This window comes from Paracoccus sp. NIOT.M2S5SZ12 (assembly GCF_057748165.1).
Genome location: NZ_JBYLFR010000001.1, coordinates 1 through 26,651 on the forward strand (window position 1 = coordinate 1; position 26,651 = coordinate 26,651).

General features: G+C 71.2%; 21 protein-coding genes and 1 tRNA gene. 15 read left to right on the forward strand and 7 right to left on the reverse strand.

What is annotated here, in order from left to right; genetic code table 11:
* Positions 1-334 precede the first annotated feature (334 nt).
* From AC2SGK_RS00005 to minE, 4 genes are all read left to right on the forward strand, one after another.
* A complete protein-coding gene (locus AC2SGK_RS00005; protein ID WP_488321565.1) occupies positions 335-1,366 on the forward strand; it encodes a peptidoglycan-binding domain-containing protein in 1,032 nt (343 codons plus the stop codon).
* Positions 1,367-1,607: 241 nt separating this feature from the next.
* Positions 1,608-2,303: a septum site-determining protein MinC gene (minC, locus tag AC2SGK_RS00010; protein ID WP_488321566.1), complete on the forward strand. Its 696-nt coding sequence runs from the start codon at positions 1,608-1,610 to the stop codon at positions 2,301-2,303.
* A complete protein-coding gene (gene minD, locus AC2SGK_RS00015; protein ID WP_488321567.1) occupies positions 2,300-3,148 on the forward strand; it encodes a septum site-determining protein MinD in 849 nt (282 codons plus the stop codon). The genes minC and minD overlap by 4 nt, the downstream gene beginning before the upstream one ends.
* Positions 3,145-3,420, forward strand: a complete 276-nt coding sequence (gene minE / locus AC2SGK_RS00020) for a cell division topological specificity factor MinE (RefSeq protein ID WP_411838244.1) — start codon at positions 3,145-3,147, stop codon at positions 3,418-3,420. Before minD ends, minE begins: the two co-directional genes overlap by 4 nt.
* A 15-nt stretch (positions 3,421-3,435) precedes the next feature.
* On the opposite strand, the gene oiaX is transcribed toward minE, so the two are convergent.
* Both oiaX and AC2SGK_RS00030 read right to left on the reverse strand, forming a co-directional pair.
* A complete protein-coding gene (oiaX, locus tag AC2SGK_RS00025; RefSeq protein ID WP_488321568.1) occupies positions 3,436-4,671 on the reverse strand; it encodes a 3-oxo-isoapionate-4-phosphate decarboxylase OiaX in 1,236 nt (411 codons plus the stop codon).
* Complete coding sequence (locus tag AC2SGK_RS00030; protein WP_488321569.1) at positions 4,668-6,035, reverse strand: four-carbon acid sugar kinase family protein; 1,368 nt, start codon at positions 6,033-6,035, stop codon at positions 4,668-4,670. The genes oiaX and AC2SGK_RS00030 overlap by 4 nt, the downstream gene beginning before the upstream one ends.
* Positions 6,036-6,121: 86 nt before the next feature.
* Here AC2SGK_RS00030 and AC2SGK_RS00035 point away from each other — a divergent pair, with 86 nt between their 5' ends.
* The 7 genes from AC2SGK_RS00035 to AC2SGK_RS00065 all read left to right on the forward strand — a co-directional run bounded on the left by AC2SGK_RS00035 (position 6,122) and on the right by AC2SGK_RS00065 (position 13,252).
* Positions 6,122-6,952: a phosphogluconate dehydrogenase C-terminal domain-containing protein gene (locus AC2SGK_RS00035; RefSeq protein ID WP_488321570.1), complete on the forward strand. Its 831-nt coding sequence runs from the start codon at positions 6,122-6,124 to the stop codon at positions 6,950-6,952.
* A 61-nt stretch (positions 6,953-7,013) separates the two neighbouring features.
* Positions 7,014-7,991 (forward strand): TRAP transporter substrate-binding protein, encoded by a 978-nt coding sequence (locus AC2SGK_RS00040; RefSeq protein WP_488321571.1) that lies wholly within the window; start codon positions 7,014-7,016, stop codon positions 7,989-7,991.
* Positions 7,992-8,042: 51 nt separating this feature from the next.
* Positions 8,043-8,519 (forward strand): TRAP transporter small permease, encoded by a 477-nt coding sequence (locus AC2SGK_RS00045; protein WP_488321572.1) that lies wholly within the window; start codon positions 8,043-8,045, stop codon positions 8,517-8,519.
* Positions 8,516-9,793: a TRAP transporter large permease gene (locus tag AC2SGK_RS00050; protein ID WP_488321573.1), complete on the forward strand. Its 1,278-nt coding sequence runs from the start codon at positions 8,516-8,518 to the stop codon at positions 9,791-9,793. Before AC2SGK_RS00045 ends, AC2SGK_RS00050 begins: the two co-directional genes overlap by 4 nt.
* Complete coding sequence (locus tag AC2SGK_RS00055; RefSeq protein WP_488321574.1) at positions 9,790-10,800, forward strand: Gfo/Idh/MocA family protein; 1,011 nt, start codon at positions 9,790-9,792, stop codon at positions 10,798-10,800. Before AC2SGK_RS00050 ends, AC2SGK_RS00055 begins: the two co-directional genes overlap by 4 nt.
* Positions 10,797-12,527 (forward strand): D-apionate lactonase family protein, encoded by a 1,731-nt coding sequence (locus AC2SGK_RS00060; protein WP_488321575.1) that lies wholly within the window; start codon positions 10,797-10,799, stop codon positions 12,525-12,527. The genes AC2SGK_RS00055 and AC2SGK_RS00060 overlap by 4 nt, the downstream gene beginning before the upstream one ends.
* Positions 12,524-13,252 carry a transcriptional regulator NanR gene (locus tag AC2SGK_RS00065; RefSeq protein WP_488321576.1) on the forward strand — a complete coding sequence of 243 codons (729 nt, stop codon included), beginning with the start codon at positions 12,524-12,526 and terminating at the stop codon, positions 13,250-13,252. Before AC2SGK_RS00060 ends, AC2SGK_RS00065 begins: the two co-directional genes overlap by 4 nt.
* Before the next feature lie 15 nt (positions 13,253-13,267).
* On the opposite strand, the gene AC2SGK_RS00070 is transcribed toward AC2SGK_RS00065, so the two are convergent.
* The 5 genes from AC2SGK_RS00070 to AC2SGK_RS00090 form a co-directional block, all read right to left on the reverse strand.
* Entirely contained in the window at positions 13,268-17,887 is a 4,620-nt protein-coding gene (locus AC2SGK_RS00070) for a DUF3320 domain-containing protein (protein ID WP_488321577.1), read from the reverse strand.
* 142 nt (positions 17,888-18,029) lie between these two features.
* Complete coding sequence (locus AC2SGK_RS00075) at positions 18,030-19,964, reverse strand: TonB-dependent receptor domain-containing protein (RefSeq protein WP_488321578.1); 1,935 nt, start codon at positions 19,962-19,964, stop codon at positions 18,030-18,032.
* Positions 19,965-20,059: 95 nt separating this feature from the next.
* Positions 20,060-21,178, reverse strand: a complete 1,119-nt coding sequence (gene nagA / locus AC2SGK_RS00080; protein ID WP_488321579.1) for an N-acetylglucosamine-6-phosphate deacetylase — start codon at positions 21,176-21,178, stop codon at positions 20,060-20,062.
* A complete protein-coding gene (locus AC2SGK_RS00085; RefSeq protein ID WP_488321580.1) occupies positions 21,175-22,008 on the reverse strand; it encodes a glucosamine kinase nucleotide-binding domain-containing protein in 834 nt (277 codons plus the stop codon). The genes nagA and AC2SGK_RS00085 overlap by 4 nt, the downstream gene beginning before the upstream one ends.
* 115 nt (positions 22,009-22,123) lie before the next feature.
* Positions 22,124-22,208, reverse strand: a tRNA-Leu gene (locus AC2SGK_RS00090).
* 239 nt (positions 22,209-22,447) lie between these two features.
* Here AC2SGK_RS00090 and AC2SGK_RS00095 point away from each other — a divergent pair.
* The 4 genes from AC2SGK_RS00095 (at position 22,448) to AC2SGK_RS00110 (ending at position 26,649) form a co-directional block, all read left to right on the forward strand.
* Entirely contained in the window at positions 22,448-23,431 is a 984-nt protein-coding gene (locus AC2SGK_RS00095) for a complex I NDUFA9 subunit family protein (RefSeq protein WP_488321581.1), read from the forward strand.
* Positions 23,431-24,234, forward strand: a complete 804-nt coding sequence (locus AC2SGK_RS00100; RefSeq protein WP_488321582.1) for an undecaprenyl-diphosphate phosphatase — start codon at positions 23,431-23,433, stop codon at positions 24,232-24,234. The genes AC2SGK_RS00095 and AC2SGK_RS00100 overlap by 1 nt, the downstream gene beginning before the upstream one ends.
* 148 nt (positions 24,235-24,382) lie before the next feature.
* Positions 24,383-25,867 (forward strand): NAD(P)-dependent oxidoreductase, encoded by a 1,485-nt coding sequence (locus tag AC2SGK_RS00105; protein ID WP_488321583.1) that lies wholly within the window; start codon positions 24,383-24,385, stop codon positions 25,865-25,867.
* Positions 25,868-25,878: 11 nt separating this feature from the next.
* Entirely contained in the window at positions 25,879-26,649 is a 771-nt protein-coding gene (locus AC2SGK_RS00110) for a hypothetical protein (protein WP_488321584.1), read from the forward strand.
* Positions 26,650-26,651: the final 2 nt, after the last annotated feature.

Here is a 26,651-nt window from a genome sequence, read left to right on the forward strand (position 1 = left end):
ACGCCTGCCGCGTTCGTCCGGACCTTCACCCCGTACCGGGGCCTGACGCTGCCCAACCCGCAAAGCTCCGCGCCACACCCCGTTGCCCAACCCGCCCAAACTCAAACCCGCAGGCGCGCTCATGCCGGATGAAAGGTGGGGAAACGTCAGCGGATCTCTTGCAAACGGAAGAACGACCCAACTCACACATCTGCTTTATCCGCACGGTTCCTCGGGACCTCGGGCGGAATTTTGGCTAACACCCTGGATCGTATCGTCCGACGGGACGTTCTGTCGGGCATGAATGCCCGGATGCCAAGCAGGACGATCCGTCACGCGCAGAAAGGACAGAACGATGCGACGCTTTTGCATTTCGACGATGGTCGCGGGCACGATGGCCCTGACCGGACCGGCGATGGCCAATTCCGAACTGGGGGATGTGGTCGGGACCATCGCGCGGACGCTGCTGGAACAGCAGCAGGCCGCGCAGGAGACCTCGCTGTGGCAGGGGGTCGTCGAGAACGGCTCGGCCGCGGCCTATCGCCAGTATCTGGATGCCTATCCGAACGGGCAATTCGCCCGCGAGGCGCGCCAGCGCCTGAACGGGCAGGCGGGCCAGGGTAACCAGGGGACGGCCCCCGTCGTGGCCGACAGCGCGGCCGCGCGGGCCGAGGCGCAGCTGGGCCTGTCGCGCAGCGACCGCATGGCGATCCAGCGGCGGCTGGCCTCCCTGGGCTTCTACCGCTCGGGGATCGACGGCGATTTCGGGTCGGGCACGCGCAGCGCCATCGCCGCGTGGCAGGACGCCCGCGACCTGCCGGGACGCGGCTATCTGAACGCGAACCAGGTCCGGCAGCTGCTGACCAGCGCCGATACCCCCGCGACCACCCCGGCCACGAGCGACGGCGCGACCTCGGCCGCGCAGGCGGAGCTGAACCTGCGTCTGACCCGCAGCCAGCGGGTGCAGATCCAGCGCGACCTGATCGCCCTCGGCTATGATCCGCGGGGCGCGGACGGGCTGTTCGGCAGCGGCACGCGCGAGGCGATCCGCAGCTGGCAGCGCGACAGCGGCGCGCGCGTCACCGGCTATGTCACCGAAGCGCAGGTCCGCACGCTGCGCAATGCCGGCGGCGACCGCACGCCCGCGCCCACCCAGAACCGTGCCGCCGAGCTGGACGAGGCGCTGCTGGGCCTGACCCGGGACGAGCGCGTGGCCGTCCAGCGCCGCCTGATCAACCTGGGCTATCTGCGCGGCAGCGCCGACGGCGTCTTCGGTGCCGCCACGCGCAGCGCCATCGCGCGCTGGCAGGGCGACAACGGACTGACCGAAAGTCGCTATCTGACCGCCGAACAGGTCCGCACCCTGCAGCAGCAGTCGCGGCTCTGACCCAACCGGCGCGGACCCGCCCCGCAGATGGGGGCGGGTCCGCCTTGCCGGCAGGTTCGCGCTGGCCTATCACGCTGTTTCTTCCCTTGGACGCGCGTTCGTGACAGAGGGAAGGGAACAACAGCGGCGGCGCGGCATCGAATCGCGACCCCCTCGAGAGCAGGAGCACAGTCGCGAGGTGTCAGACCGATACGCCCGGAACCGGCGCGATCCTGCGCCGGCCGCCACGGCCGCCTTTCAGGTGCGGGGCCGTTTCCTGACCGCCCTGGTCCTGCGCATCGACATCGACGGGATCGGAGAGACGTTCCACGCCCAGCTGGACGACCAGCTGCGCCGCACGCCGCAATTCTTTTCGGGCGCGCCGATGGTGCTGGACTTGGCCCAGGCTCCGGCCCTGCGCGACGTGCAGGCGCTGTCGGGCCTGGTCGAGGACCTGCGCCGGCGCGACCTGCGGGTTTTCGGCGTCCAGAATGCCGGCGACATGGACGAGGCGCTGCTGCAGGGCTTGGGTCTCATCCCGGTCACCACCGGCCGCGACGCGCCGCTGCCGCGGCCCGCAGACCCCGCGCGCGCCCCGGCCGCCCAGCCCGCCGACGTCGCGCCCCCGCCGCAGAACCGGATCGTCCAAGCGCCCGTGCGCTCGGGCCAGCGCGTCGTGGCCGAGCAAGGGGACCTGACGATCATCGGATCGGTCGCCTCTGGGGCCGAACTGGTCGCTGCGGGCAGCATCCACGTCTATGGCACGCTGCGCGGCCGGGCGCTGGCGGGCTGTCACGGCGACGAGACGGCGCGCATCTTCTGCCAGACGCTCAGCGCCGAGTTGGTGGCCATCGCGGGTCTCTATCAGACCAGCGAGACGCTGGACCCGGCTGCGCTGGACCGGGCGGCGCATATCTATCTCAAAGATGAAAAACTCTGCATGGAGGTGATCGCATGACGACCGAAGCCAAGACCAATCCCCCCTTGGGACGGGTCATCGTGATCACGTCCGGCAAGGGCGGCGTGGGCAAGACGACCTCCTCGGCGGCGATCTCTGCCGCGCTGGCCAAGAAGGGCTTCCGCACCGTGGTCATCGATTTCGACGTGGGCCTGCGCAACCTGGACATGACCATGGGCTGCGAGCGCCGGGTGGTGTTCGACTTCATCAACGTCATCCAGGGCGACGCCCGGCTGAAGCAGGCGCTGATCAAGGACAAGCGGGTCGAGACGCTGTCGATCCTGCCGACCTCGCAGACCCGCGACAAGGACGCCCTGACCAAGGCGGGCGTCGAGACGGTCCTGACCGAGCTGAAGACCGAGTTCGACTACATCATCTGCGACAGTCCCGCGGGCATCGAGCACGGCGCCCAGATGGCGATGCATTTCGCCGACGAGGCCGTGGTCGTGACCAACCCCGAAGTGTCGTCCGTGCGCGACAGCGACCGGGTGCTGGGCCTGCTGAGCAGCCAGACCAAGCGCGCCGAGACCCCCGGCGCCGAGCCGATCAAGGCGCAGGTCCTGATCACCCGCTTCGACCAGGAGCGCGTCGAGAAGGGCGAGATGATGACCGTGGAGGACGTGCTGGAGATCCTGGCCGTGCCGCTGCTGGGCGTCGTCCCCGAGAGCAAGGCGATCCTCAAGGCGTCGAACGTGGGCACGCCGGTGACGCTGGACGGCCCGTCCGCGGCGGCCAGCGCCTATGAGGACGCGGTCGCGCGCCTGACCGGCGAGACGGTCGAGATGCGCATCCCCGGAGAGCCGCGTCCGGGCATCCTGAAGCGTCTGTTCGGTCGCGCGTCATGAGCCTGTTCGATTTCGTCCGCCGCAAGGCCCCGCCCAAGAGCGCGCAGACCGCCAAGGACCGGCTGCAGATCCTGCTGGCGCATGAGCGCAGCGGCGGAGGCTCGGCCGAGGCCGACTATCTGCCGATGCTGCAGCGCGACATCGTCGCCGCGATCCGCAAGTACGTTCCCATCGGCGATGACGACGTCGATGTCCGCATGGAGCGCGGCGACAAGATGTCCAGCCTGGAGATCAACATCGACCTGCCCGGCACGCCCGCCAAGGGCCGCTGAGCGCGGCGCGGGCGCTCAGCCCGTGCCCCATCGGGCAAAGCTGGCCGCCAGGTCGGGACATTCGGCCATGGCCTGGGCCGGCGTCAGGCCCGCGGCGGCCGCGGCCCAGGCATGGCGGATGGCACGCACGCCCGCGGCCGGCCCGTTCGGATGGCCGTGGATGCCGCCGCCGCCCAGATACATCAGGTCCAGCGTGCCGCCCGTGCGCGCCCAGGTGTCGAAGGCCTGGCCGCCCCATTGTCCCGAACAGACCACCGGCAGCGCCCGGTCCGCCTCCGAGAAGATCGGCGTCGTGACGTCCGCGAACGATCGCACGAAGCTGTCGTCGCCCTCCCAGTATTTCGCGCCGATGCCGTTGATCTGGAACTGATCGACGCCCAGCAGGCGCCAGATCTTCTGCCAGGCGCGAAAGTCAAAGCCCAGGCCCGGATGGCGCGTCAGCAGGTCCCACCCGTTGCGATGCGCGTGCAGGCACAGCGCCGACCGCCGCCGCAGGAAGGCCATCGCTCCCGGCCCGATCGAATTGATGTTCACCACCGCTGCATTGCCGCCCCGTGCCACGACGTGATCGTGGCGGCGCATCATCACGTCCGGGTCCGCCGATGACAGGCCGAAGGCATACATCACCGGCTTGCCCGTCCGCTGTTCGTGATCGCGGATCACCGCCATGACGGCATCGACCCGCGCCTCGAAGGGGGAATAGGCGGGCGACATCATCTTTTCGTCGTCCTTGATGAAATCGACCCCGGCCTCGCACAGCGTCCGCACGACCTCGGCCGTCTGGTCGGGGGTCAGGCCAAGCGAGGGCTTGATGATCGACGCGATGATCGGCCCCTCTGCGACCCCGGTCAGGCGGCGGGACCCTTCGATGCCGAATTGCGGCCCCGGATGGGCGGAGAAATCGGGTGTCAGGTCGAAATCCAGCACACGCATCCCGGTCAGGCCCCGCGCCGCGAAGAGGCCCCCCGTCGTCACCGTCAGCAGCGCCGCGATGTCGCCGCCGATGCTGTCGGGCGAAAAGGCGATGGTCGCACGGGCGCGCCGCACCGGCCCCGCCCCTTCGGGCAGGGACGGATGGGGCATGGGCTCCAGCATCGTCACCTCCTCGACCCGGGCTGCGTGGCGGGCGCGCAGGGCGTCGGTCTCTCCGGGCAGGTCGGTGAAGGTGCCGGTGGACTGGTCGGCCGCGATCTTCTCGGCCATGGCGCGCGGGTCGCCCGGGGTCTCCAGCAGATAGGTGACGCGGATCATGGCTGCTCCTGATGTCGGGGGCCGCCGCCGTCGCGGATCCAGCCGAAATAGTCGGTCGAGCCCATCTGCCCGCCCTTCAACGCGATCTCCAGCCCGTCATGCGGGCCTTCCCCATGCGCCCGGCACAGGGCCGCGCCGGGGATGGTGGGGGCCAGCGCGGTCAGGGCCGTCAGGCCCAGCTGCCGCATCGCGTGGCCCGAGGTGTCGCCCCCCGAGATCACCGCGCGGCGGATGCCGGACCCGCGCAGCACCCCGTCCAGGATGCGGCCCAGCCCCTCTCCGATGCGCCGGGCGGCGGTCTCGGGCGCCATGCCCGAGGCCGACAGCGCGCTGCGGAACGCGCCGACCTGCGCGCCGTCATGGCCCGCCGCTGAATGGATCAGCGGGCTGGCGCCGTCACTTGCGGCGCGCAAGGCGGCGGTGGTCAGCCGCGCGACCTCGGCCGCCAGATCGCCCTCGGACCCGCAGGCGGCGCGCGCGTCGAAGGACAGCCGCGCAAAGCCGTGCCGCCCGGCCCAGTCCAGCTGCGCCGCCGTCACCGGCGAGACCGACCCCGACACCGCCGCGATCCGCGCGACGCGCCCGGCCGAGGCGGGCGGCGGCGGCGCGAGCAGCTCCCCCGTCTGCCGCCAGTGCCGCACCAGCGCATATTCAACCCCCTGGCTGCCCGCGACGAAGCCCATCCGCGCGCGGTTCCGCCAGATCAGCGCGCCCGCCGCGGCCTCGGATGCCGGGTCCATGCTGTCGATGGAGAGGATGCGCGCGCCCTGGGCCAGTGCCTCCTCCATCCGGGCCTGCGGGTTGGCTGCCAGCGCCTCCAGGTCGATCAGCGCGCCGGGCAGGTCGGTCTGCGCCGACAGATGGGCCAGAAGGTCGGCTTCGGCCATGGGCGTCGCGGGGTGGTGCGCCATGACCGGGTGCCGGTCCAGCCGGAACACCCCCTGCGGGCTGCCCGCGAAAAGATTCCCGAAGGCCTGATAGCGGCGCATTGCGGGGGCGGCGGTCAGCAGGGGCACGGCCCGGGACGGGCGCACCGACAGGCCCGCTGCGATGGCCGCGCCGATCGAGCCCAGATGCGGCGCCGAATCGAAGGTCGAGCAGATCTTGTAATGAAGGATGGCGGGCCGCAGCGCCTCCAGCGCGGCGAACAGCGGCGGCAGGTGTTCGGCCATCCAGGCCGGACCCTGCGAGCGGGCGGTCGTGGCCAGCCCCACCGCCGCGCAATCCGCGAAGCGCGCCATGAGCGCCGCGGTGGGCGGTTCGGTGAACAGGACCGATGGCAGGCCCGCGAAGGTCAGCACCTCCATCACCGCGGCGGCGCCGGTGAAGTCGTCGCCCAGCCAGGCCAGCCGCAGATCGGTCATTCGCATCCCCACTTGACGTAACGGAATAATTATCACCTCATCATACCAGTTAGGCAAGTGATTCCCGAAGGCCGGAGGAGACCGAGATGACCAAGGTGGCGCTGCTGGGGGCGGGCGGTAAGATGGGGGTGCGTCTGGCGACGAACCTGGCCCGGACCGATTTCGAGGTGGCCCATGTCGAGGTCAGCCCCGCCGGACAGGCCCGGCTGAAGGCCGAGACGGGGCTGGACTGCGTCCCGCAGGAGGCAGCGCTGCCGGGCGCCGAGGTGGTGATCCTGGCGGTGCCGGACACGGTGATCGGCACGGTTGCCGGCGCGGTCGTGCCGCAGCTGGCGCCGGGCACGATGGTCGTGGTGCTGGACGCGGCTGCGCCCTTTGCGGGCCATCTGCCCGAGCGGGCCGACATCACCTATTTCGTGACCCATCCCTGCCATCCGCCGATCTGGAACGACGAGGACACGCCCGAGGGCCGGGCCGACCATTTCGGCGGCGTCGCCGCCAAGCAGGGCGTGGTCAACGCGCTGATGCAGGGCCCGCGCGAGCACTATGCCCTGGGCGACAGCATCGCCCGCGCGATCTATGCCCCCGTCGCCCGCACCTATGAGGTGACCGTCAGGCAGATGGCCATGCTGGAGCCGGGCCTGTCCGAGACGGTCTGCGCCTCGCTGCTGGCGGTGATGCGCGAGGCGCTGGACGAATGCGTGGCGCGCAGCGGCGTCAGCCACGACTGCGCCCGCGACTTCCTGCTGGGCCACATGAACATCCTGGGCGCGGTGCTGTTCAACGAACGCGAGGGCGCGTTCTCGGACGCCTGCAACAAGGCGATCGAGTTCGGCAAGCCGATGCTGATGCGCGACGACTGGAAGCGGGTCTTCGACTGGGACGAGGTCGAGGCCAGCATCCACCGCATCACCTGACATCGCGCGGCGGACGGGGGAGCGTCCGCCGCGATCACCAACACAAGGGAGGAGACCTTCGATGACCAAGATGATGACCGCCGCGTCGATGCTGGCCATGCTGCTGGGCGCGGGACCGGCGCTGGCCCAGGCAAAGGTGATGAACCTGGCCTTCACCCCGCCCGCCGACAGCCATTACGGCGACGCAGCCCGCGCCTTTGCCGAGACCATCGCGGAACGCTCGGGCGGTGCCTTCGAGATCGCGCTGCGCCCGGCGGGCGCCTTGGGCGGCGAACGGGACGTGATCGAGGGGATGCAGATCGGCACGGTCGAGCTGACGATCTCCTCGACCGGACCCATCGGCAACTTCGTCCCCGAGGTCTATGCGCTGGATTTCCCGTTCCTGTTCGACGACTACGCCAGCGCCCACGCGGTCCTGGACGGAGAGATCGGACAGGAGCTGCTGGCCAGCTTCCAGCCGCACGGCATCGTGGGCCTGGCCTGGGCCGAGAACGGGTTCCGCCACATCACCAACTCGGTCCGTCCGATCCGCGAGCCGGCCGACCTGGCCGGGCTGAAGCTGCGCACGATGGAGAACGAGGTCCATATCGCCGCCTTCCGCGCCGCCGGGGCCGCCCCCACGCCGATGAGCTGGACCGAGGTGCTGACCTCGCTGCAGCAGGGCACCATCGACGGGCAGGAGAACCCCATTCCCATCGTGACCGCCAACAACATGTGGGAGATCCAGGACAACATCACCCTGACGGGCCATGTCTATTCGCCCGCCGTGGTGGCCATGTCCGCCATCCACTGGGACGGCCTGACTGAGGAGCAGCAGGGCTGGTTCGTGGAGGCCGCCCAGGCCGCCGCCGCCGCATCGCGCCAGACCGTCGCCGCGAACGAGGAATCGGGCATCGCCCTGATGCGCGAGAACGGGATGGAGGTGATCGACGGCATCGACAAGGCCGCCTTCGCCGCCGCGGTCCAGCCCGCCTATGACGAGTTCGCCGACCGCTATGCGCCCGAGCTGATCGCGCGCATCCGCGCGGCGCAGGAATAGCGCGTCCGGCGGGGCCGTCCGCGGCCCCGTCCCGCGAACGGGGACACCATCATGAGACATGTCGAAGCCTTGGCCGAGGGCGTCGTCCGGCTGACCCACAACCTGGCCGCGCTGCTGCTGGCGGTGGCGACGGGGCTGGTCTTCTTCCAGGTCGTCACGCGCTTCGGCCTGGGCCATGCCGCGGGCTGGTCCGAGATCCTGGCCCGCGGGCTGATCATCTGGTCCACGCTCCTGGTCGCGGCGGCGGGCTTTCGCCTTGGCGCGATGATCCCCATCGACTTCATCCGCGGGCTGCTGCCCGGCCCCGCGCAGATCTGGGTGATCCGGCTGGTCACGCTGCTGACGCTGATCCTGCTGGCGGTGCTGGTCTGGCAGGGCTGGTCCATGACGCTGCGGGTGCAGGCGCAGCGGGTGGCGATGCTGGGCACCTCGATGAGCTGGTTCTATGCGGCGATCCCCTTGGGCGCGCTGATGGCCATTCCGGGCGTGCTGCTGCGCCATGTCGAACAGGAAAGGGAACGCCCGTGAACACCGCTCTTGCCGCAGGCCTGGTGGGCCTCTTCGCGCTGTCCGTGCCGGTGGCGGTGTCCATCGCGCTGGCCTCGATCATCGCGATCCACTTCTTTTCCAACCTGCCGCTGCTGGTCGTGCCGCAGAAGATGTTCACCGGGCTGGACAGCTTTCCGCTGATGGCGGTGCCGTTCTTCATCTTGGCGGGCGCGATCATGACCCAGGGCGGCATCTCGGCCCGGCTGGTCGATCTGGTGAAATCCATGGTCGGCAACATCCAGGGCGGGCTGGCCAGCAGCTGCGTGCTGACCTGCATGCTGTTCGCGGCCATCTCGGGCTCGTCGGTGGCCACGACCTTCGCGGTCGGCTCCATCCTGATCCCGGCGATGCTGCGCCACGGCTATCCCGTGGGCATGGCGGGCGCGATCCAGGCATCCTCCGCCGAGCTGGGCGTGATCATCCCGCCCTCGGTGCCGATGATCCTCTATGCGGTCTCGACCGAGACCTCGATCACCCGGCTGTTCCTGGCGGGCATGGTGCCGGGGCTGATGATCGCCGCCGCGCTGGTCGTGATGGTCCAGATCTGGTGCCGCGTGAAGGGCCACGGCAAGCGGGACGGCGAGGGACGCCAGGCCATCCTGCCCGCCGCGCGCCGCGCCTTCGGGGCGCTGATGATGCCGATCATCATCGTGGGCGGCATCTATGGCGGCGTCTTCACGCCCACCGAGGCCGCCGCCGTGTCGGTCATCTATGCGCTGATCCTGTCGATCTTCGTCTATCGCGAGCTGTCCTGGTCGGACCTGCCGGGCATCTTCCGCGCGGCGGCGGTGTCGTCCGGGGCGGTCATGCTGATCATCTCGGCGGCGGCGCTGTTCAGCTTCCTGATCAGCCTGTCGGGCCTGCCCGGCGCCGTCGGCACCTGGGCCCAGGAGAATTTCGGCAGCGCGCTGACCTTCCTTCTGGGCGTCAACCTGCTGCTGCTGGTCGTGGGCATGTTCATCGAGACCAGCGCCGCGATCCTGGTGCTGGCCCCGATCCTGACGCCGGTGGCGATCAGCTTCGGCATCGACCCGGTGCATTTCGGCATCGTCATCGTGGTGAACCTGGCCTTGGGCATGATCACGCCGCCTTTGGGGGTGAACCTTTTTGCCGCGGCCGCCGTGGCGAAGGTTCCGGTGCAGGCGCTGTTCCGGTCGCTGGTCTGGCCCATCGCCACGGTTCTGGTGATGCTGGCGGCGATCACCTATGTTCCCGCCATCTCCTTGGGGCTGGGCTGGTGGATGATGCCATGATCAAGGTCGGACTGATCGGCTGCGGCTTCTTTGCGGTGAACGAGATGCAGGGCTGGGCCGATGCCGAAGGGGCCTGCGTCACCGCGATCTGCGACCGCGACCCGGACCGGCTGGCCGCGATGGGCGCGCGCTTCGGCATCGCGCAGCGCTTTGACGACGCGGCGCGGATGATGCGCGAGGCGGATCTGGACGTGGTCGACATCGCCACGACCGTCCCCTCGCACCGCCCGCTGGTGATGGCGGCGGCCGAGGCCGGGCTGCACGCCATCTGCCAGAAGCCCTTTGCCGAGACGCTGGAGGATGCCCGCGCCATGGTCGCCGCGATGGATCGCGCGGGTCGCATCCTGATGGTGCACGAGAACTTCCGCTGGCAGTCGCCCGTCCGCGCCGTGCTAGCCGCGCTGCGCGAGGGCGCGGTGGGGCGGCCCTTCTTCGGGCGGGTCAGCTTCCGGTCGGGCTATGACGTCTTCTCGGGGCAGCCCTATCTGGCAACCGATCCCCGCTTCATCATCCAGGATCTGGGCATCCACATCCTGGACATCGCCCGCGCCCTCTTTGGAGAGGTGGACCGCCTGTCGGCCAGCACCGCGCGCATCAACCCCGCGATCCGCGGCGAGGACGTGGCGACGATCCTGATGGATCACGCAGGCGGGGTGACCTCGCTCGTGGACTGTTCCTATGCGACGCGGCGGGACGAGACCTTCCCCCAGACCCTCATCGAGATCGACGGCACCGAGGGCACGCTGCGGCTGGAGGCCGGATACCGGCTGGTCATCGACCGCGGCGGCGACCGGCAGGTCCGCGACGTCGCGCCCCCGCTGCTGCCCTGGGCCGAACGGCCCTGGCACAACATCCAGGAAAGCGTCGCGCTGATCCAGCAGGACTTCGTGGCCTGCCTGCGCGAGGGCCGGGTGCCCGAGACCTCGGGGCGCGACAACCTGGCCACGCTGACCCTGGTCGAGGCCGCCTATGCCTCGGCCCGCGACGGCAGCCGGGTCCGGCCGTGACGCGCACGCTCTCCTGCGGGCCCGCGCGGCTGGTGCTGGAGGGCGACCGCCTGCGCCACCTGCATCTGGACGGGGTCGAGGCGATCCGCGGCCTGTCCTTCCTGGTTCGCGACCGCGACTGGGGCACCGTAGTGCCCTGTATCGACGACCTGCACGTGACCGACGGGCCGGACGGGTCGCGCATCGCCTGGACGGCGCGGCATGACATGGGCACGGGCGCGGTCCACGCCGCGCTGACGGTCGATCTGACGCCCGACGGTTTGACCGCGCGGGCGGTGATCGGGGCCGAGGGGCAGGTCTTGACGAACCGCACCGGCTTCACGCTGCTGCATCCGATCACCGGGGTCGCGGGGGCGCCGGTCACGGTCGATCACGCGGACGGCCCTTCGGAGCAGGCGCGCTTTCCCACGCTGATCGCGCCGTGGCAGCCCTTCATGGACATCACCGGCCTGACCCATCAGGCGGGCGGCTGGCGCGTCCATTGCCGCTTCGACGGCGACATCTTCGAGATGGAGGATCAGCGCCAATGGGGTGATGCGTCCTTCAAGACCTACAACCGTCCCCTGGCGCGGCCCTGGCCCTATCGCCTGGAGGGCGAGACCACCCAGACCGTCACCATCCGCTGGACCCCGGCCGCGCCCATGGCCCCGGTCCCCGGCCCGGATGCCCGCGTCGCGAACCCGCGCTTTCCGCAGATGGCGCTGGCCCTGACCGGGGCGGATGCGGCGCATCTGGCCCGCGCGCCGCAGGACCTGGCCGCGATCGGGGCGCAGCGTCTGCTGTGCCATCTAAACGCGGCGGGTGACATCGCGCGCGACCTGGCGGGTTTCGCCGCGCTGCAGGCGGCGCTGCCCGGCCCGGCCTATGATCTGGAGCTGCTGGCGCTGTGCGACCCCGGGGTCGACCCGCAGGAGGAGTTCGCCCGCCATGCCGCGGCGCTGGCGGCATCGGGCCTCGGCGCGGCCACGGTGCTGGTCCATGCCCGGCCCGATTGGCAATCGACGCCGCCGGGCTCGGACTGGCCGCCTTGCGCGCCCCTGGCGCAGGTCCATGCGGCGGCGCGCACGGCCTTTGCCGGGCATCCGGTGGGCGGTGGCGTGGCCGGCTTCTTTCCCGAACTGAACCGCAAGCCGCCGCCGCCGGGGCTGGCGGTCGTGACGCATGGGCTCTGTCCCATCGTGCATGCCGCCGACGACCTGTCGGTGGTCGAGGTGCTGGAGGCGGTGCCGCATATCCTGACCTCGGGGCGCGCCCTGGCGGGGGATGCGGACTATTGGCTGGGGCCGTCGACCATCGCCATGCGCCACAACCCCTATGGCAGCCGCACCATCCCCAATCCGGGGCGCGCGCGCCTCTGCATGACCGATGACGATCCGCGCCAGGACACGGGCTTTGCGGCGGCCTGGGCCTGCGGGCTGGCCGCGGCCATCGCGCCGGCGGGCCTGTCGGTCTGGACCCCGGCCGAGGTGCTGGGCCCGCGCGGCCTGTTTGCGCCCGATGGCCGTCCGCGCCCGGTGGCCGGCGTCGTCGCCGCGCTGGCGGCGCTGGCCGGCGCGCCGGTCCATGATGCGCAGGGGGGCGATCTGGTGCGGCTGCATCTGGGCGGGCGCGTCCTGCGCGCGAACCTGACGCCCCATGCGCAGGCGGGGCTGACCCCCTGGGGCTGGGATCAGGGCGACGCGCCGGATTTGCAGGCGGGCGCGGGGCGTCCTACATCATGGGCATGATGCAACCGACCGACCCTTCCGACCGAATCGTCCGGCGCAAGCTGTCCGACCAGGTGTTCGATCGCCTGCGCGACATGATCGCCAGCGGAGAGATGCCGCCCGGCGCGCCGCTGCCTTCGGAACGCGACCTGATGGAGCGTTTCGGCACCGGCCGCCCCGCCGTGCGCGAGGCGCTGCAGCACCTGCACACCATGGGCCTGATCACCATCAGCCATGGCGAACGCAGCCGGGTGAACGCGCTGAGCGCGGACAGCGTCCTCAGCCGGGTGGACGACGTGGCGCGGATGCTGCTGTCGTCGGAACCCGACCAGCTGGACCACCTGAAGCAGGCGCGGCGGATGTTCGAATGCGGGCTGGTGCGCATGGCCGCCCAGACCGCGACGGATGCGGACGTGGCCGAGCTGCGCGCCCTGATCGCGGCGCAGCGCGACTGTCTGGGCGACGCGCCGCGCTTCGTCACCCAGGACATGGCGTTTCACGCCCGCATCGCGGCGATTTCGGGCAACCCGATCCTGGTCGCGACCAGCCAGGCGATGCTGCGCTGGCTGTTTCAGTATCACGGCGTGCTGCTGCACTGGTCGGGCAACGAACAGGTCACCCTGCGCGAGCACGCGGCCATCACCGACCTGATCGCCGCCCGCGACGCGGAGGGCGCCGTGGCCGCGATGCAGGCGCATCTGGACCGATCGGTCGATCTTTACGCCCACGGGAACGCGCAGGGCTAGGCCCGCGCCCGGCGATCAGCCGGGTTCCAGCACCGCCGCCGTCAGGACCTCGGCCAGATCGGGGCCGACGCGCTGAAAGCCCAGCAGCCGGGCGATGGCGCGGGTCATCTCCTCGGGGGGGACGGTGCCGCTTTCGGCGCGGATGCGCCGCGCGGCGGCCAGGATCTCTGCCGGCGGCAGGCAGGCGGCCTTCAGCAGGCTGCCCGTCTCCTGGCTGCGGTCGCGCAGCGGCGGGTCGGCGGCCTGATCCCCGGTCATCAGGAAGGCGCCCTGACGGATGACCCCGCCGCGGCCGACGGCCACATCCGCCGCGCGCGCCACGGCCTCCGCGATGCGGCTGCCGGTGCGGGTCTTGCCATGGGCGGCGGCGATCCGGCGGGCGACCTCGTCCAGATGCACCGGCCCTTCGACGGCGATGACGGCGGCGACCAGATCGGCCAACTGCGCCACGGGCCGCTCATGCGGCTCGGATCCGTCCTGCGGGGGCAGGTCGGCGCGGCGATAGGGCTCGGCCCGCAGCGACAGATGCGCCAGGTCCGGGGCCTCCTCCTGTGGCGCGGGGGGCAGGTCGGGTTCCGGGGGCGCGCCGTTCGCGCCGCGCGGGCGGATGCCGCCCTGCGCCGCGTCGCGGGCCGCCTCCAGGGCGCGAGACAGGCGCGCGATCTCCGCCTCGCGGCGATGGAACCAGTCGGTGCTCCAGATGCGGTGGAACCGCCAGCCCAGGGTCTCCAGGATGTCCTGGCGCAGCCGGTCGCGTTCGCGCGCCCAGAGTGCGGCGTGATAGGTCGCCCCGTCGCATTCGACCGCGGCCAGATACTGCCCCGGACGGTCGGGATGGCGCACGCCCAGATCGATGCGGAAACCGCGGCTTCCGACCTGCGGATCGGCCAGATAGCCCAGATCGCGGATGACGCGGGCCACGTCCTCCTCGAACGGGCTGTCGGGGGCAAGGCCGGTGGGGGCGGGCGCGTCGATCACGCCCGACTTGGCGAAGTCCAGGAACCGCTTCAGCACCCGCGGCCCCTCGCGCGTGCTGCGCGCGGGGTCGATGTCGGCCGGATCGAACGAGGCGAAGACCTCGCAGCGGATCCGCGCGCGCGAGAACAGCACGTTCAGCCGCCGCTCTCCGCCTTCGCCGTTGACGGGGCCGAACTGCATCCGCTCCAGCCGCCCGCCGGGTTGGGACGGGCCATAGCCGACCGAGATCAGGATCACGTCGCGCTCGTCGCCCTGCACGTTCTCGATGTTCTTGACGAAGACGTCCTCGGCCCGGCCCTCGCGCAGCAGCGCGTCCAGCGCGGGGTCGCGGCGGCGGGCGGCGTCGGCGATCTCGGTCAGCATGTCGGCCTGCGCTTTGGAGAAGGCCACCACGCCCAGGGACAGGTCCGGCCAGCGGCGCGCATGGTCGGCCATGGCGGCGACCACGGCCTCGGCCTCGATGCGGTTGGTGCCCGCGCGGCCCTGCCCGCTGCCGCGCGCGGCATAGGCCCCCGCCACGGGGCGGAACTTCAGCCCGTAATCGGGGTCCAGCTGCAGGGGCGAGGGCGGCAGCACCAGCCGGTCGCCATAGAATTCGGCGTTCGACACCCGGATCAGCGACGGATCGCGCGACCGGTAATGCCATTCCAGCATCCGCGAGCGCATGCCCCGCGCCTCGCACAGCGACAGGATGCTCTCCATGTCGGCGACATTGGCGCCCTGCGGGGCCTCCTCGGCCTCGTCCTGATCCTCGGCGTCATCGACCAGCCGGTCGAAGAACGAGGTCGGCGGCAGCTGCTTCTGATCGCCCACCACCACGATCTGGCGCGCGCGGGCGATCACGCCCAAGGCGTCCTCGGGGCGGATCTGCGAGGCCTCGTCGATCACCAGCAGGTCGAATGTCACGCTGCCCGGCGGCAGGAACTGCGCGACCGAGAGCGGGCTCATCAGCATCACCGGCTTGATCCGCTGGACCATCGGCCCGGCATTGCGCATCAGCCAGCGCATGGGGCGGTGCGCGCGGCGCCGCGCGATCTCTCCGCGGATCAGGCCCATCTCTCCCTGGGTGCCGCGGGGCAGCTGATCAAAATGGCGCGACAGGATCAGCGTCTTGGTGGTCTCGATCCGCTCAGTCTCCAGCTGGCGGAACAGGCCCACCAGGTCGTGCCGGTCCAGATGCGGCAGTTCGTTCAGGGCGGGCCGGGCGCGGCGGGCGGCGTTCCAGCGCGCCTCGGCGCAGGCATAGGCGAACTCGCGGGCGGCATCGGCCGGATCCAGCGTGCCGGCCGCCAGCGCGTCCACGACCGCCCCCGCGCCCAGATCGCGCGCGACCTGCGCCGCGCGGGCCAGATCGGCCCATTCGGCATAGTGCGCCAGCCCCGCTGCCATGCGCGCCAGCCGCGCCTGGAGGGCGGCCAGATCCTCGGGATCGGCCCGCTCCTCCAGTGCCAGGCGCGTGCGGATGGGGGCCAGCGCGGCCCGCGCGGCGGCCAGCGCGTCCTCCAGCGCCGCGGCGCGGGGGGCGGGATCGGGGACCGTGGCCAGCGCCGCCGCGACCGCCGCGCCGTCGGGCAGGGCGCCCGTCGCCTGCAGCCCGCCCAGCCAGCGGGCGACATCGGCCATGGCCGCGAAGTCCGTGGCCTCATGGCGGAAGGCCGCACCCAGGTTCGCGGCCAGCCAGGCCTCGTCGCGGGCCAGTCGCTGGCGTGCATGGCGCAGCGCGATCAGCCGGTCGGCCAGCGCCACCCGGCCCGCCGCATCGCCGGGCAGCGCGCCCGCAAGCAGGCTGGCCAGCCGCGCCGAGGCCGCGCGATAGGGGCCGAACAGCCGCCCCATGAATCCGCCCAGGCCAGCCGCCAATTCCTCGCGCAGGGGCGTGGGGTCGGTCTCGAAGGCGGCAGGCCGGAACAGGGCCTGCGCCTCGGCCTGCGCGCGCGACCAGTCCGCGCCCGCCGCCAGCGCCTCGGTCAGGCGCGGATCGCGGGCGGGGTCGAACAGCAGCGCCGCCCAATCGGCGGCCCGCGGCGGCGCCGCGGCCAGATGGCGCAGCAGCGCGGCCCGTGCCTGCGCCTGATCCAGCGTTGTGGCGGGCGCGCCCACGGCCGGGTGCAGCCGGTCGCGCAGCGCCGCCAGCGCCGCCTGCGCCGCGCGCAGGTCGTCCGCCAGCCGCGCCAGGTCGGTCGGCTGCAGGTCCAGCGCGCGGCTGCCCGCGAAGGGATGGTCCTCGGGCGGGCCGGTGCGGTCGCGCGCCGCGACCAGCCGCGCCACGGCCTCGGCCGCGCGGGCGCGGTCGGCGGCGCCCAAGGCCTCCAGCCCGTCCAGCGCGATCGCGGGCGGTCGGGCACCCTGGCCGATCAGCCCGATGATGGTGGAAAGCGCGGCGAAGGGCGCCTCGCCGGACGGGGGCAGCGGGTCGTGCAGCAGCGCCGTGACCGCGTTCAGCCGGTCGCGCGTCTCGCGCAGGCGGGCGGGATCGGCCGCGGCGGGCAGCGGCTGCGCGCCCGCCATCAGCGTGCGGCCCAGCTCCTGCGCCAGGGCCTTCTTGTTGGCGCTGCGCGAATGCAGCTCCAGGCAGATGTCGCGCAGGCCCGCGCGGGCCAGGCGGTCGTGGACGACCTTCAGCGCGGCCATCTTCTCGGCCACGAACAGCACCGTCTTTCCGTCATGGGCGGCGGCGGCGATGATGTTGGTGATGGTCTGCGACTTGCCGGTGCCGGGCGGGCCCTGCACGACCAGGCTGGCGCCGGCGCGCACCTCCTCGATGACGCGGGTCTGCGAGGCGTCGGCGTCGATCACCTGGATGATCTGCGCCGGGTCCAGCCGGTCGTCCAGCCGGTCGCGGTCGCCGAACAGCGGCGCGTCGGCTGCGAATCCCTGCGACAGCAGCCCCTCCAGCAGCGGATGCCCCTCGAATGCGCCCTCGGGCCAGCTGGCCGGGTCCAGGTCGCGGTGCATCAGCAGCTTGGCGAAGGAGAAGAAGCCCAGCTGCATCCCGTCGCGGTCCACCTGCCAGTCGGCCTGGCCCGACACGGCCTCGGCCACGCGGGCCAGATAGTCGCCGGGGGTCCAGTGTTCGTCCTCGTCGATCTCGGGCAGAGCGATGCCGAAATCTTGGCGCAGGCGCTCCTGCAGGGGCAGGTTGGCGGCGATGTCGTCCTCGCGCGCCATCAGCTCGAAGGTCGAGCTGCGGTCGTTGCGAACCAGCTGCACCGGCAGCAGGATCAGCGGCGCCTCGCGCAGGACCTGCGATCCGGGGGCCTCGCGCCAGCGCAGGAACCCCATCGCCAGATAGAGCACGTTCAGCCCCTGCTCCTCCTCGGCGGTGCGCGCGTCATGGGCAAGGCGCAGCAGCCGCCGGGCCAGCGCCTCGGGGCCGAGCGGCGTCTCCAACTGGCTGTCGGAGGGGCCGTGCGCGCCGGGCGCGGCCAGCAGCAGCACACCCTCCGTGCCGGGGCGGTCGGTGCCCATGGCGCGGAACCGCATCCGCCTGCCCTGCAGGCGCAGCAGGCGCCAGACCTCGTCGCTCTGCTCGTGGATGATGTTCAGCGCATTCGCGCGGCGAGCGTCGCGATCGACATGGATCAGCCGGTTGCGGGTCCCCGTCTCCAGCAGCTTGCGGCGGGCGGCGTCCAGAATGCGGGTCAGGGCTTGGGTCATCTTGGGGGTCTTCGTCGTTGCAGCGGACCGCCATGGGGGCGGAACAGGAACGTAGCCGCAACTTTCCGGAATGACGAGAGATTCCCACCGTGTTTTCGCGGTCGGATGGCGCGGGGCCGCGCCATCCGTTCCCGTCCGCCGGTCAGAAGCGCAGATCGGCGGTCAGCGCGATGCTGCGACCGGGCTCCCGCTGCTGCACGACCGAGGTGAAATCCGCCCCATAGGTCGCGCGGTCGGCATAGGCGCGGTCGAACAGGTTGTTGACCTCGGCCCGCAGGGTCACGTTGCGCAGGCCGGCCGGTTCGTATTCGGCAAAGATGTCGACCACGGTATAGCCCGGCCAGTCGCTGTCCACCTCCGCGCCGGCGCCGTCCTCCTCGATCGCGTGCTGCACGATGCCGCCAAGCGACAGCCCGGCCATGACCTCGTGCCGCGCCTCCAGCGTCAGCATGCCGCCCGGCACGGTGCCCAGTTCGCGAAGATCAAAGCTGGAGGCGGGTTCGCCGTCCAGCGTCACGTCCGTGTCGCTGTAGCGCAGCGCCGCAAAGCCGCCCTGCCAGTCCTGGCGCGCCGACAGACGAAAGCCCTCGCTCTCCAGGTCGCGCGACACGAGGCCCTTGCGGATGTCGTCGATGCGCGTGCGGAACAGTTCGGCCCCGAGAGTCGTGCCGCCGCGCCGCCATTCGGCGCCCAGGACCGCATTGTGGGCCCGCGTGGTCTCCAGTGCGTCATAGGCTCTCGGGTCCTGGAAGGGGCTCTCCAGCTCATAGACCGAGGCCAGCTGCGTGCCGCCGAAGACCGAGGACAGGCCGCCATTGAAGGTCAGCTCGGGCGTCGCGGCCCAGCTGACATCGACATTGGCGCTGGTGCCGTCGGTGTCGATCTCCTGCCCGCCCGCGCCGGTGAAGCGGCTGAAGTCGTGGCGCAGGCCCGCGCCGACATCCAGATCGCCCACCGCGCCGCGCGCCTGCGCAAAGACGCCGGTGGTCGTGCGATCCTCGCGGAAGGCGGCCGCGGTACCGCGGAATTGCCCCTCATAGCGCGCGGCGGTGCGATAGTTGTCGACGCCCGCCGTGACCTCGAAGCCCGAAACCTGCATGCGGTTCTGCACCACGACGCTGACCGTGTCGGCATCGCCGTTGTTGAAGTCGGGCTGGACGGTGCCGGGGGTCGGCAGGTCGGTCGTGTCCAGTTCGCTGCGGCTGCGGGCGATGCGGATCTCGGGGTCCAGCAGGCCGTCGGCCACCGTGCGGCGGATGGTCAGGGTCTGGGTCGACTGATCCAGCGCATAGCGGCGCGATTCGGGCACCGGGCGCCCGCCGATCGTGCCGCCGAAATTCGCGCGATAGGGGCGCAGCGCATCGTCCTGGAACCGGATCGCGCCCAGCTCGGCCCGCCAGCCGCCGAAGGTCGCGCCCAGCTTCAGCGCCTGGCTGGTCAGGTCGGCGCCCGTGAAGGGCACGGTGCGGCCGTTACCGTCCTCATAGGCGTCGCCGGTCGCGCGCTTGGCATAGATCATCGCATCGACCGGACCGCGCCGCCCGAACAGCGTGACCGCGCCGGTCGCGGTGCCGCCGTTGTCGCCATAGCCCAAGGTCACGCGGCCGCCCATGTCGCGGCCGTCCTCCAGCAGGTCCAGCGCGGATTTGGTCTCATAGGCGATGCTGCCGCCCAGGGCCGCGAAACCCGCATCGGCGGGCGCCACGCCCGGATCGACGCGCGCAGCCTTCAGCAGGGCCGGATCGATCATGTTGGTGCCGGTGTGGTGGAACATGCGGTTGTTCTGCGCCGCGCCGTCCACGGTCACGGACAGCTGCTGTTCGTCGATGCCGTTGACGAAGACCCGTTCCGCGATGGCGATGCCGCTGCTGACGCTGACGCTGGGTTCGGCGCGAAAGACATCCTCCAGGCTGCCGGTGCGGGCATCCTCGATCTGCTCGGGGCTGGGGGCAATCTGACCGGCGCGGTCGGCGGTGGCGGTCAGGGTGATCTCGTCCAGCAGGATGGGCTGGGCGGCGGCGGAGAGGGGGAAAAGGGCGGTGCCCATCAGCAGGGCGGCCAGGGAGGGGCGCGACATCGGAAAGCTCCATCAGGAAGGGGATGGGCTGGCGATGGCCGAGGGAAGGGCGCGTGGCTGGCTGCGCCCCTCCTTAGCGGTGCGTCACGCGTTTGTTAAGACCCTGATTGGCCGCTGCTGCCTGTGGCCTCGACCAGGGACAGGTCCGCATCCAGCCGGATCAGCCGCGCCGGGGCGCCGGGCCGGATATGCCCCAGGGGTGCGCCGATCAGCGCGGCCGGGATGGACGTCGCCATGGCCAGCGCGCGGGACAGGGACGCGCCCGCAGCGACTACGGTGCGGATCGCGCGGTCCAGCCGCAGGTCGGCCCCCGCCAGCGTCCCGTCGGCCAGCGTCAGCCGCCCGTCCCGCCGCAGGACCCGCCGCCCCTGCAGCATCATCGCGTCCTCTGCGGTCCCGGCGACGGCCATGCAGTCGCTGACGAGGAACAGCCCCGTCGGACGCGCCCGCAGCGCGATGCGCAGCGCCGCCGGATCGACATGGATGCCGTCCGCGATCAGCCCGGCCGCGACCTCTCCGGCCAGGGTCGCGCCGACCAGGCCGGGCTGACGGTGGCCCAGGGGGCTCATGGCGTTGAACAGATGCGTGACCGCCCGCGCCCCCGCCGCCATGGACGCCCGCGCCATCGCCAAAGTCGCATCGCTGTGGCCCAGGCTGACGGTGATGCCCGCCTCCGCCATGGCGGCGATCTGATCGGGACGGACCGCCTCGGGGGCCACGGTGACCATCAGCGCCGGAAGCGCCGCCCGCGCCGTGATCAGCTGTGCCAGATCGCGGTCGTCCATGGGCCGGATCAGCGCCGGATCATGGGCGCCCGCGCGCGACGGAGCGAGGTGCGGCCCCTCCAGATGCAGGCCCAGTAAGCCCGGCACACCGTTCTGCGCGGCCTCGATGCCGGCCTCCAGCACGCGGGCGGTGACCTCGGGGCGGTCGGTAATCAGCGTGGGCAGGATGCCCGCGCAGCCAAGGCCGGCATGCGCGGCGCAGATCCGCGCCAGCGCCGCGGCGTCGGTCTGCGCGCCCACCATCAGCCCCGCGCCGCCGTTCGCCTGAAGATCGACGAAGCCCGGCATCAGGATGCCCGCATCGGGGTCGGGTCCCGCAGGCCGGGGAATCAGGTCCAGGATGCGGCCGTCCTGGACGACCACTGCCATGTCGTCATGCAGCGCCGTGCCGTCGAAGACCTGCGCCGCGGTCAGGACCTGGCGGCTCACGGCGCAAGCTCCCGGGCCATGGCCAGCGCGCCGTCGACCGCGCTACCCTGGGCGGGGCGGATCGTCCAGCGCGGCGCCAGCGCCTGCGCATAGGTGGCGCCCAGGCCGCCGATGCAGGTCACCGGCAGCGCGGCCCCCTGCTGCAGGACGGCGATGGCCGCGTCGATCTGAGCCGTAGCGGCCTGCATGATGGCGCGGGCGGCGGGGTCGTCCGATCCGACCAGGCGCGGGGCCAGCGCGGCGAATTGCGCGGGCGTGGCGGCGGTGCCGAAGGCGATGATGCCCTCGATGCCGCCGAACTCCGTGCGCAGTTCGGTCAGCAGGGGCGTGTCGGCCTCCAGCCCGTCCGCCGCGCGCATCGCCCGCGCCAGAAGCGTGCGGCCCAGGACCGCGCCGCTGCCCTCGTCGCCCATCAGGAAGCCGCGCCCGCCGATCTGATGCAGCGCGCCCCCGCGTTGCCGCGCCAAGACCGACCCGGTGCCCACCGCCAGCAGGATGCCGTCCGCATCGCCAAGCGCGCCCCGCGCCGCGGTGACCGCGTCGTTGACGACCCGCGCGCGGGCGAAGGGCAGCCGCGCCTCGGTCGCGCGGGCGGCGTCGGTCATGCCGCCCCCCGCCACGCCCAGCACCGCCACCAGATCGCCGGGCCGCGCGCCCGCGCCCACCATCGCCGCCGTCGCCGCCGCCAGGATGCTGGCCATCGCGCCATGGGGGTCGGAATTGATGTTGGCCGGTCCGCCCTGGCCTTCGCCCAGGATGCGCCCCCCGGCATCCGCGATGGCCGCCCGGCAGCCCGTGCCGCCCCCGTCAAGTCCCAGATACAGCGTCATCATGGCTCCTTTCCGGGGCAGGGAACGCGAATGGCGCGGAAATGAAAACCCCCCGCGGGCACGGATGGCGCATAAGCAAAGCCCCCGGAAACACTAGGTTTCCGGGGGCTTTGTTTGGTGCCCAGAAGAGGACTCGAACCTCCACGCCTTGCGGCACACGGACCTGAACCGTGCGCGTCTACCAATTCCGCCATCTGGGCCAACTGGTGTGAGGGGGTGATTAAAGACAGTGCGGGGGGGCGTCAATGGGGGTCGTGCAAGTTTTTCGACAGTTTTTTCGCCGGGTTTATCGTGGGGGCCCGCGACGGGTGCGCAAACGCGGCGAAAACCCTGCCGCGGCGCGGCAATGGCGGGGCGCGACAGTGCGCAGCCTTGCCCGGGCCGCGCCGCTTGGGTAAGGATCGCGCGACATCGGCACAGGATATGGAGGCGAAGGCCCATGGCGAAACTGGTCACGATCTTCGGCGGATCGGGCTTTGTCGGCCGGCAGGTGGCCCGGCTGATGGCCAAGGAGGGCTGGCGCGTCCGCGTGGCCGTCCGCCGCCCCGACGAGGCGCTGTTCACCCGCACCTATGGCGCGGTGGGGCAGGTCGTTCCCGTCCTGTGCAACATCCGCGACGAGGCCTCGGTCCGCGCCGCCCTGTCGGGCGCCGATGCGGCCGTCAACTGCGTCAACATCCTGAGCGCCCAAGGCAAGAGCACCTTCAAGACCGTGTTCGAGACCGGCGCCGAGAACATCGCCCGCCTGTCGGCGGAGATGGGCGTGGCGCGCCTGGTGCACCTGTCGGGCCTGGGCATCGACGTCGATTCGGACAGCAAGTACATCGCGTCCAAGTCGCGCGGCGAGGCGGCGGTGCTGTCGCATCGCCCCGATGCGGTGGTGCTGCGCCCGTCGGTGATCTTCGGGGCGGACGACAACCTGACCAATCGCTTCGCGGGCATGTCGCGGATGGGTCTGGTCATGCCGATCGTCGGCGGCCCCACCCGCATGCAGCCCGTCCATGTCGAGGACGTGGCCCGCGCCGCCGTGCTGGGCGCGACCGGCGCGGCCCAGCCCGGCATCTATGAGCTGGGCGGCCCGGAGGTGCTGACCACGCGCGAGATCGTCGATCAGGTCCTGGAGGCGGCCAGCCGCCGCCGCCTGGTGGTGAACCTGCCCTTCGGCATCGCGGGGCTTGCCTCCACCGCCATGGGCGTGGTGCAGATGCTGACCGGCGGGCTGGTCTCCAACCCGCTGAGCAAGGATCAGCTGGCGCTGCTGCGGCGCGACAATGTCGTGTCGGAGGGCGCGCGCGGCTTCGCCGATCTGGGCATCGCGCCCACGGCCATGGCCGCCGTGCTGGACGACTATCTGTGGCGCTTCCGCCCCTCGGGGCAGTATGAGGCGATCAAGCGCTCGGCCAAGAACCTGCGCAGCTCCTGATGGACCACAACACGATCGTCGCCGCCGCCCTCGGGGTTCTCGAGGGCCTGACCGAATTCATTCCCGTCTCGTCGACCGGGCACCTGCTGCTGGCGGGGCATTTCCTGGGCTTCGATTCGCCCGGTCGCTCGTTCGAGGTGCTGATCCAGCTGGGCGCGCTTCTGGCGATCCTGGGCCTCTATGCGGGCCGCATCCTGCAGATCCTGCGCGACGCGCCACGCGATCCGGGCGCGCGGCGCTTCATCGGCGCGGTGCTGCTGGCCTTCGCGCCGGCGGTGGTGATCGGCGTGCTGGCGCATGGCTTCATCAAGGCCGTGCTGTTCGAGACGCCGATGCTGATCGCGGTCATGCTGATCCTGGGCGGCTTTGTGCTGCTCTGGGTCGACCGCCGGACCGTCGCGCCGCGCTTTCACCGGGTCGAGGAGTTTCCGCTGTCGATGGCGCTGCGGATCGGCCTGTTCCAGTGCATCGCGATGATTCCCGGCGTGTCGCGGTCGGGAGCGACCATCGTCGGCGCGCTGCTGATGGGCGCGGACAAGCGCTCGGCCGCTGAGTTCTCGTTCTTTCTGGCGATGCCCACCATGCTGGGCGCCTTCACCTATGACCTGTGGCAGAACCGCGACGTGCTGGACGCGGCGGCGCTGAACAGCATCGTCGTCGGCTTCGTCACCGCCTTCGTGGCGGCGGTCTTCGTGGTGCGCTGGCTGCTGGGCTATGTGTCGCGCCGCGGATACGGGCTGTTCGCCTGGTGGCGCATCATCGTGGGAAGCCTTGCATTGCTGGCGCTTGCGGCGGGTATGTAAGCAATGATGACCTAATTTTGCGGGTGCCGCGGGAAAAGTTTGGCCTGCGGGGTGAAAATCTGCGATTTAGGTCAGCATCACTGACTTTTCATCACGGAAGCCTTGGTTTATTGCTGTCGCCGAAGTCCTTTCTGGGAGGTGCGCAGCCATGGCCACGCAAAAGATGCTCAAGTTCGTCTCGACCCCGCGCGAGATGCCCGAGAAACGCGCGGCCGCCGAGCGGAGCGAGGATTTCCACGAGATCTATCGCGAGTTCGCCGCCGCCAAGGCGGCCGAGCAGGCCGGGCGCTGCAGCCAGTGCGGCGTGCCCTATTGCCAGTCGCATTGCCCGCTGCACAACAACATCCCCGACTGGCTGCGCCTGACCGCCGAGGGCCGCCTCGAGGAGGCCTATCGCGTCAGCCAGGCCACCAACACCTTCCCCGAGATCTGCGGCCGCATCTGCCCCCAGGACCGCCTGTGCGAGGGCAACTGCGTGATCGAGCAGTCGGGCCACGGCACCGTCACCATCGGCGCGGTCGAGAAATACATCACCGACACCGCTTGGGAGAACGGCTGGGTCGAGGCCCCCGCCCCCGCGCAGGAGCGCGCCGAATCGGTCGGCATCATCGGCGCGGGTCCGGGCGGCCTGGCCGCGGCGGACATGCTGCGCCGGCAGGGTTTTCAGGTCACCGTCTACGACCGCCACGACCGCGCGGGCGGGCTGCTGACCTATGGCATCCCCGGCTTCAAGCTGGAGAAGGACGTGGTGCTGCGTCGCAACAAGCTGCTGGCCGATGGGGGCGTCGAGTTCGTCCTGAACTGCAACGTGGGCGAGGACATCAGCTTTGACGCGATCCGCGGCAAGCATGACGCGGTGCTGATCGCCACGGGCGTCTACAAGACCCGCGATCTGGACATCGACAATGCCGATCACGGCGGGGTCGTGCGCGCCATCGACTATCTGACCGCCTCGAACAAGGTCGAGTTCGGCGACGAGGTCCCCGATTTCGAGGATGGAGAGCTGAACGCCCGCGGCAAGCGCGTCGTGGTCATCGGCGGCGGCGACACGGCGATGGATTGCGTGCGCACGGCCATCCGGCAGGGCGCGCAATCGGTGAAATGCCTCTATCGGCGCGACCGGGCCAACATGCCGGGATCGCAGCGCGAGGTGCAGAACGCCGAGGAGGAGGGCGTCGAATTCGTCTGGCTGTCCGCGCCGGGTGCTTTCGCAGGCCATGTCACCGGCCCCGCCGCCGAGGCGCAGGAGCGTGACGTGGACGGCCTGCCGCAGATCGCCTCGGTGCGCATCCAGAAGATGCGGCTGGGCCAGCCCGATGTGTCGGGCCGCCAGTCCCCCGAGCTGATCGAGGGCGCCGATTACGACGAACCCGCCGACCTGGTCATCAAGGCCTTGGGCTTCGAGCCCGAGGAGCTGCCCCGGCTGTGGGGCGTCGAGGGCCTGGAGGTCACCCGCTGGGGCACGATCAAGGCCAGCTTCCAGACGCATCAGACCTCGATCCCCGGCGTCTTCGCGGTGGGCGACATCGTGCGCGGCGCAAGCCTGGTCGTCTGGGCGATCCGCGACGGGCGCGAGGCGGCCGATTCGATCGCGACCTTCCTGACGGGCGATGCCCGCGTGGCCGCCGAATAGGGGGCGGGCCGATGGCGCATCACCCGGTCACAGGGCAGGCGGCGCGTGCGCAGGCCGCCACCCCCCCGCGCGTCGGCGCGGGGCTGCTGACGCTGCTGGTCCTGGCCGGCGGAGTGCTGGCGGCGGGGCAGGCGGGCGCGGCCAGCTTCACCCCGCCCGCGGGCTGCACGCTGAACGTCACCGTGCAGAACCGCAGCTGCACCGTCAGCCAGTACTATACCTGCAGCGCCGACCCGAAGGGGTATCAGCGCAGCGCGCATTTCGGGCGTGACGGGCTTTACCACCTGTCCACCATCGACGCCGAGACGCGCTGGATCGAAAGCCAGAGCATGAGCTCGGGCCTGGTCGAGCGGCTGGTCGAGAAGGCCGCGGATCATGCCAGCTTCAGCGGATTGCTGCAGAGCGGGCGCGACGATTTCGACTTCTGGACCGAGGCCAGCGACGGGCAGCGCCTGCACCACCAGGGTCATGACATCCTGACCGGAGAGACGGTCGAGATCGACGGCCAGACCCTGGAGCGGACCGAGTTCCAGCTGACCACCCGCAGCGAATCGGGCGAGGTGCTGATCACCCGCGAGGGGCAGCAGTTCATCAGCCGCGATTTCGGCCGCTTCTACGGCGGGGTCGAGACCGGCAGCGACTGGACCGGCGCCCAGACCCAGACCAATGACAGCCCCGTGCTGTTCACCTTTCCCGGCGAGGCCGGGTTCGGTTCCACCACCCCACAATTCGACTGCGATCAGTTGCTGACGCAGATCCCGCAGGAAAGGGCCGCATCATGACC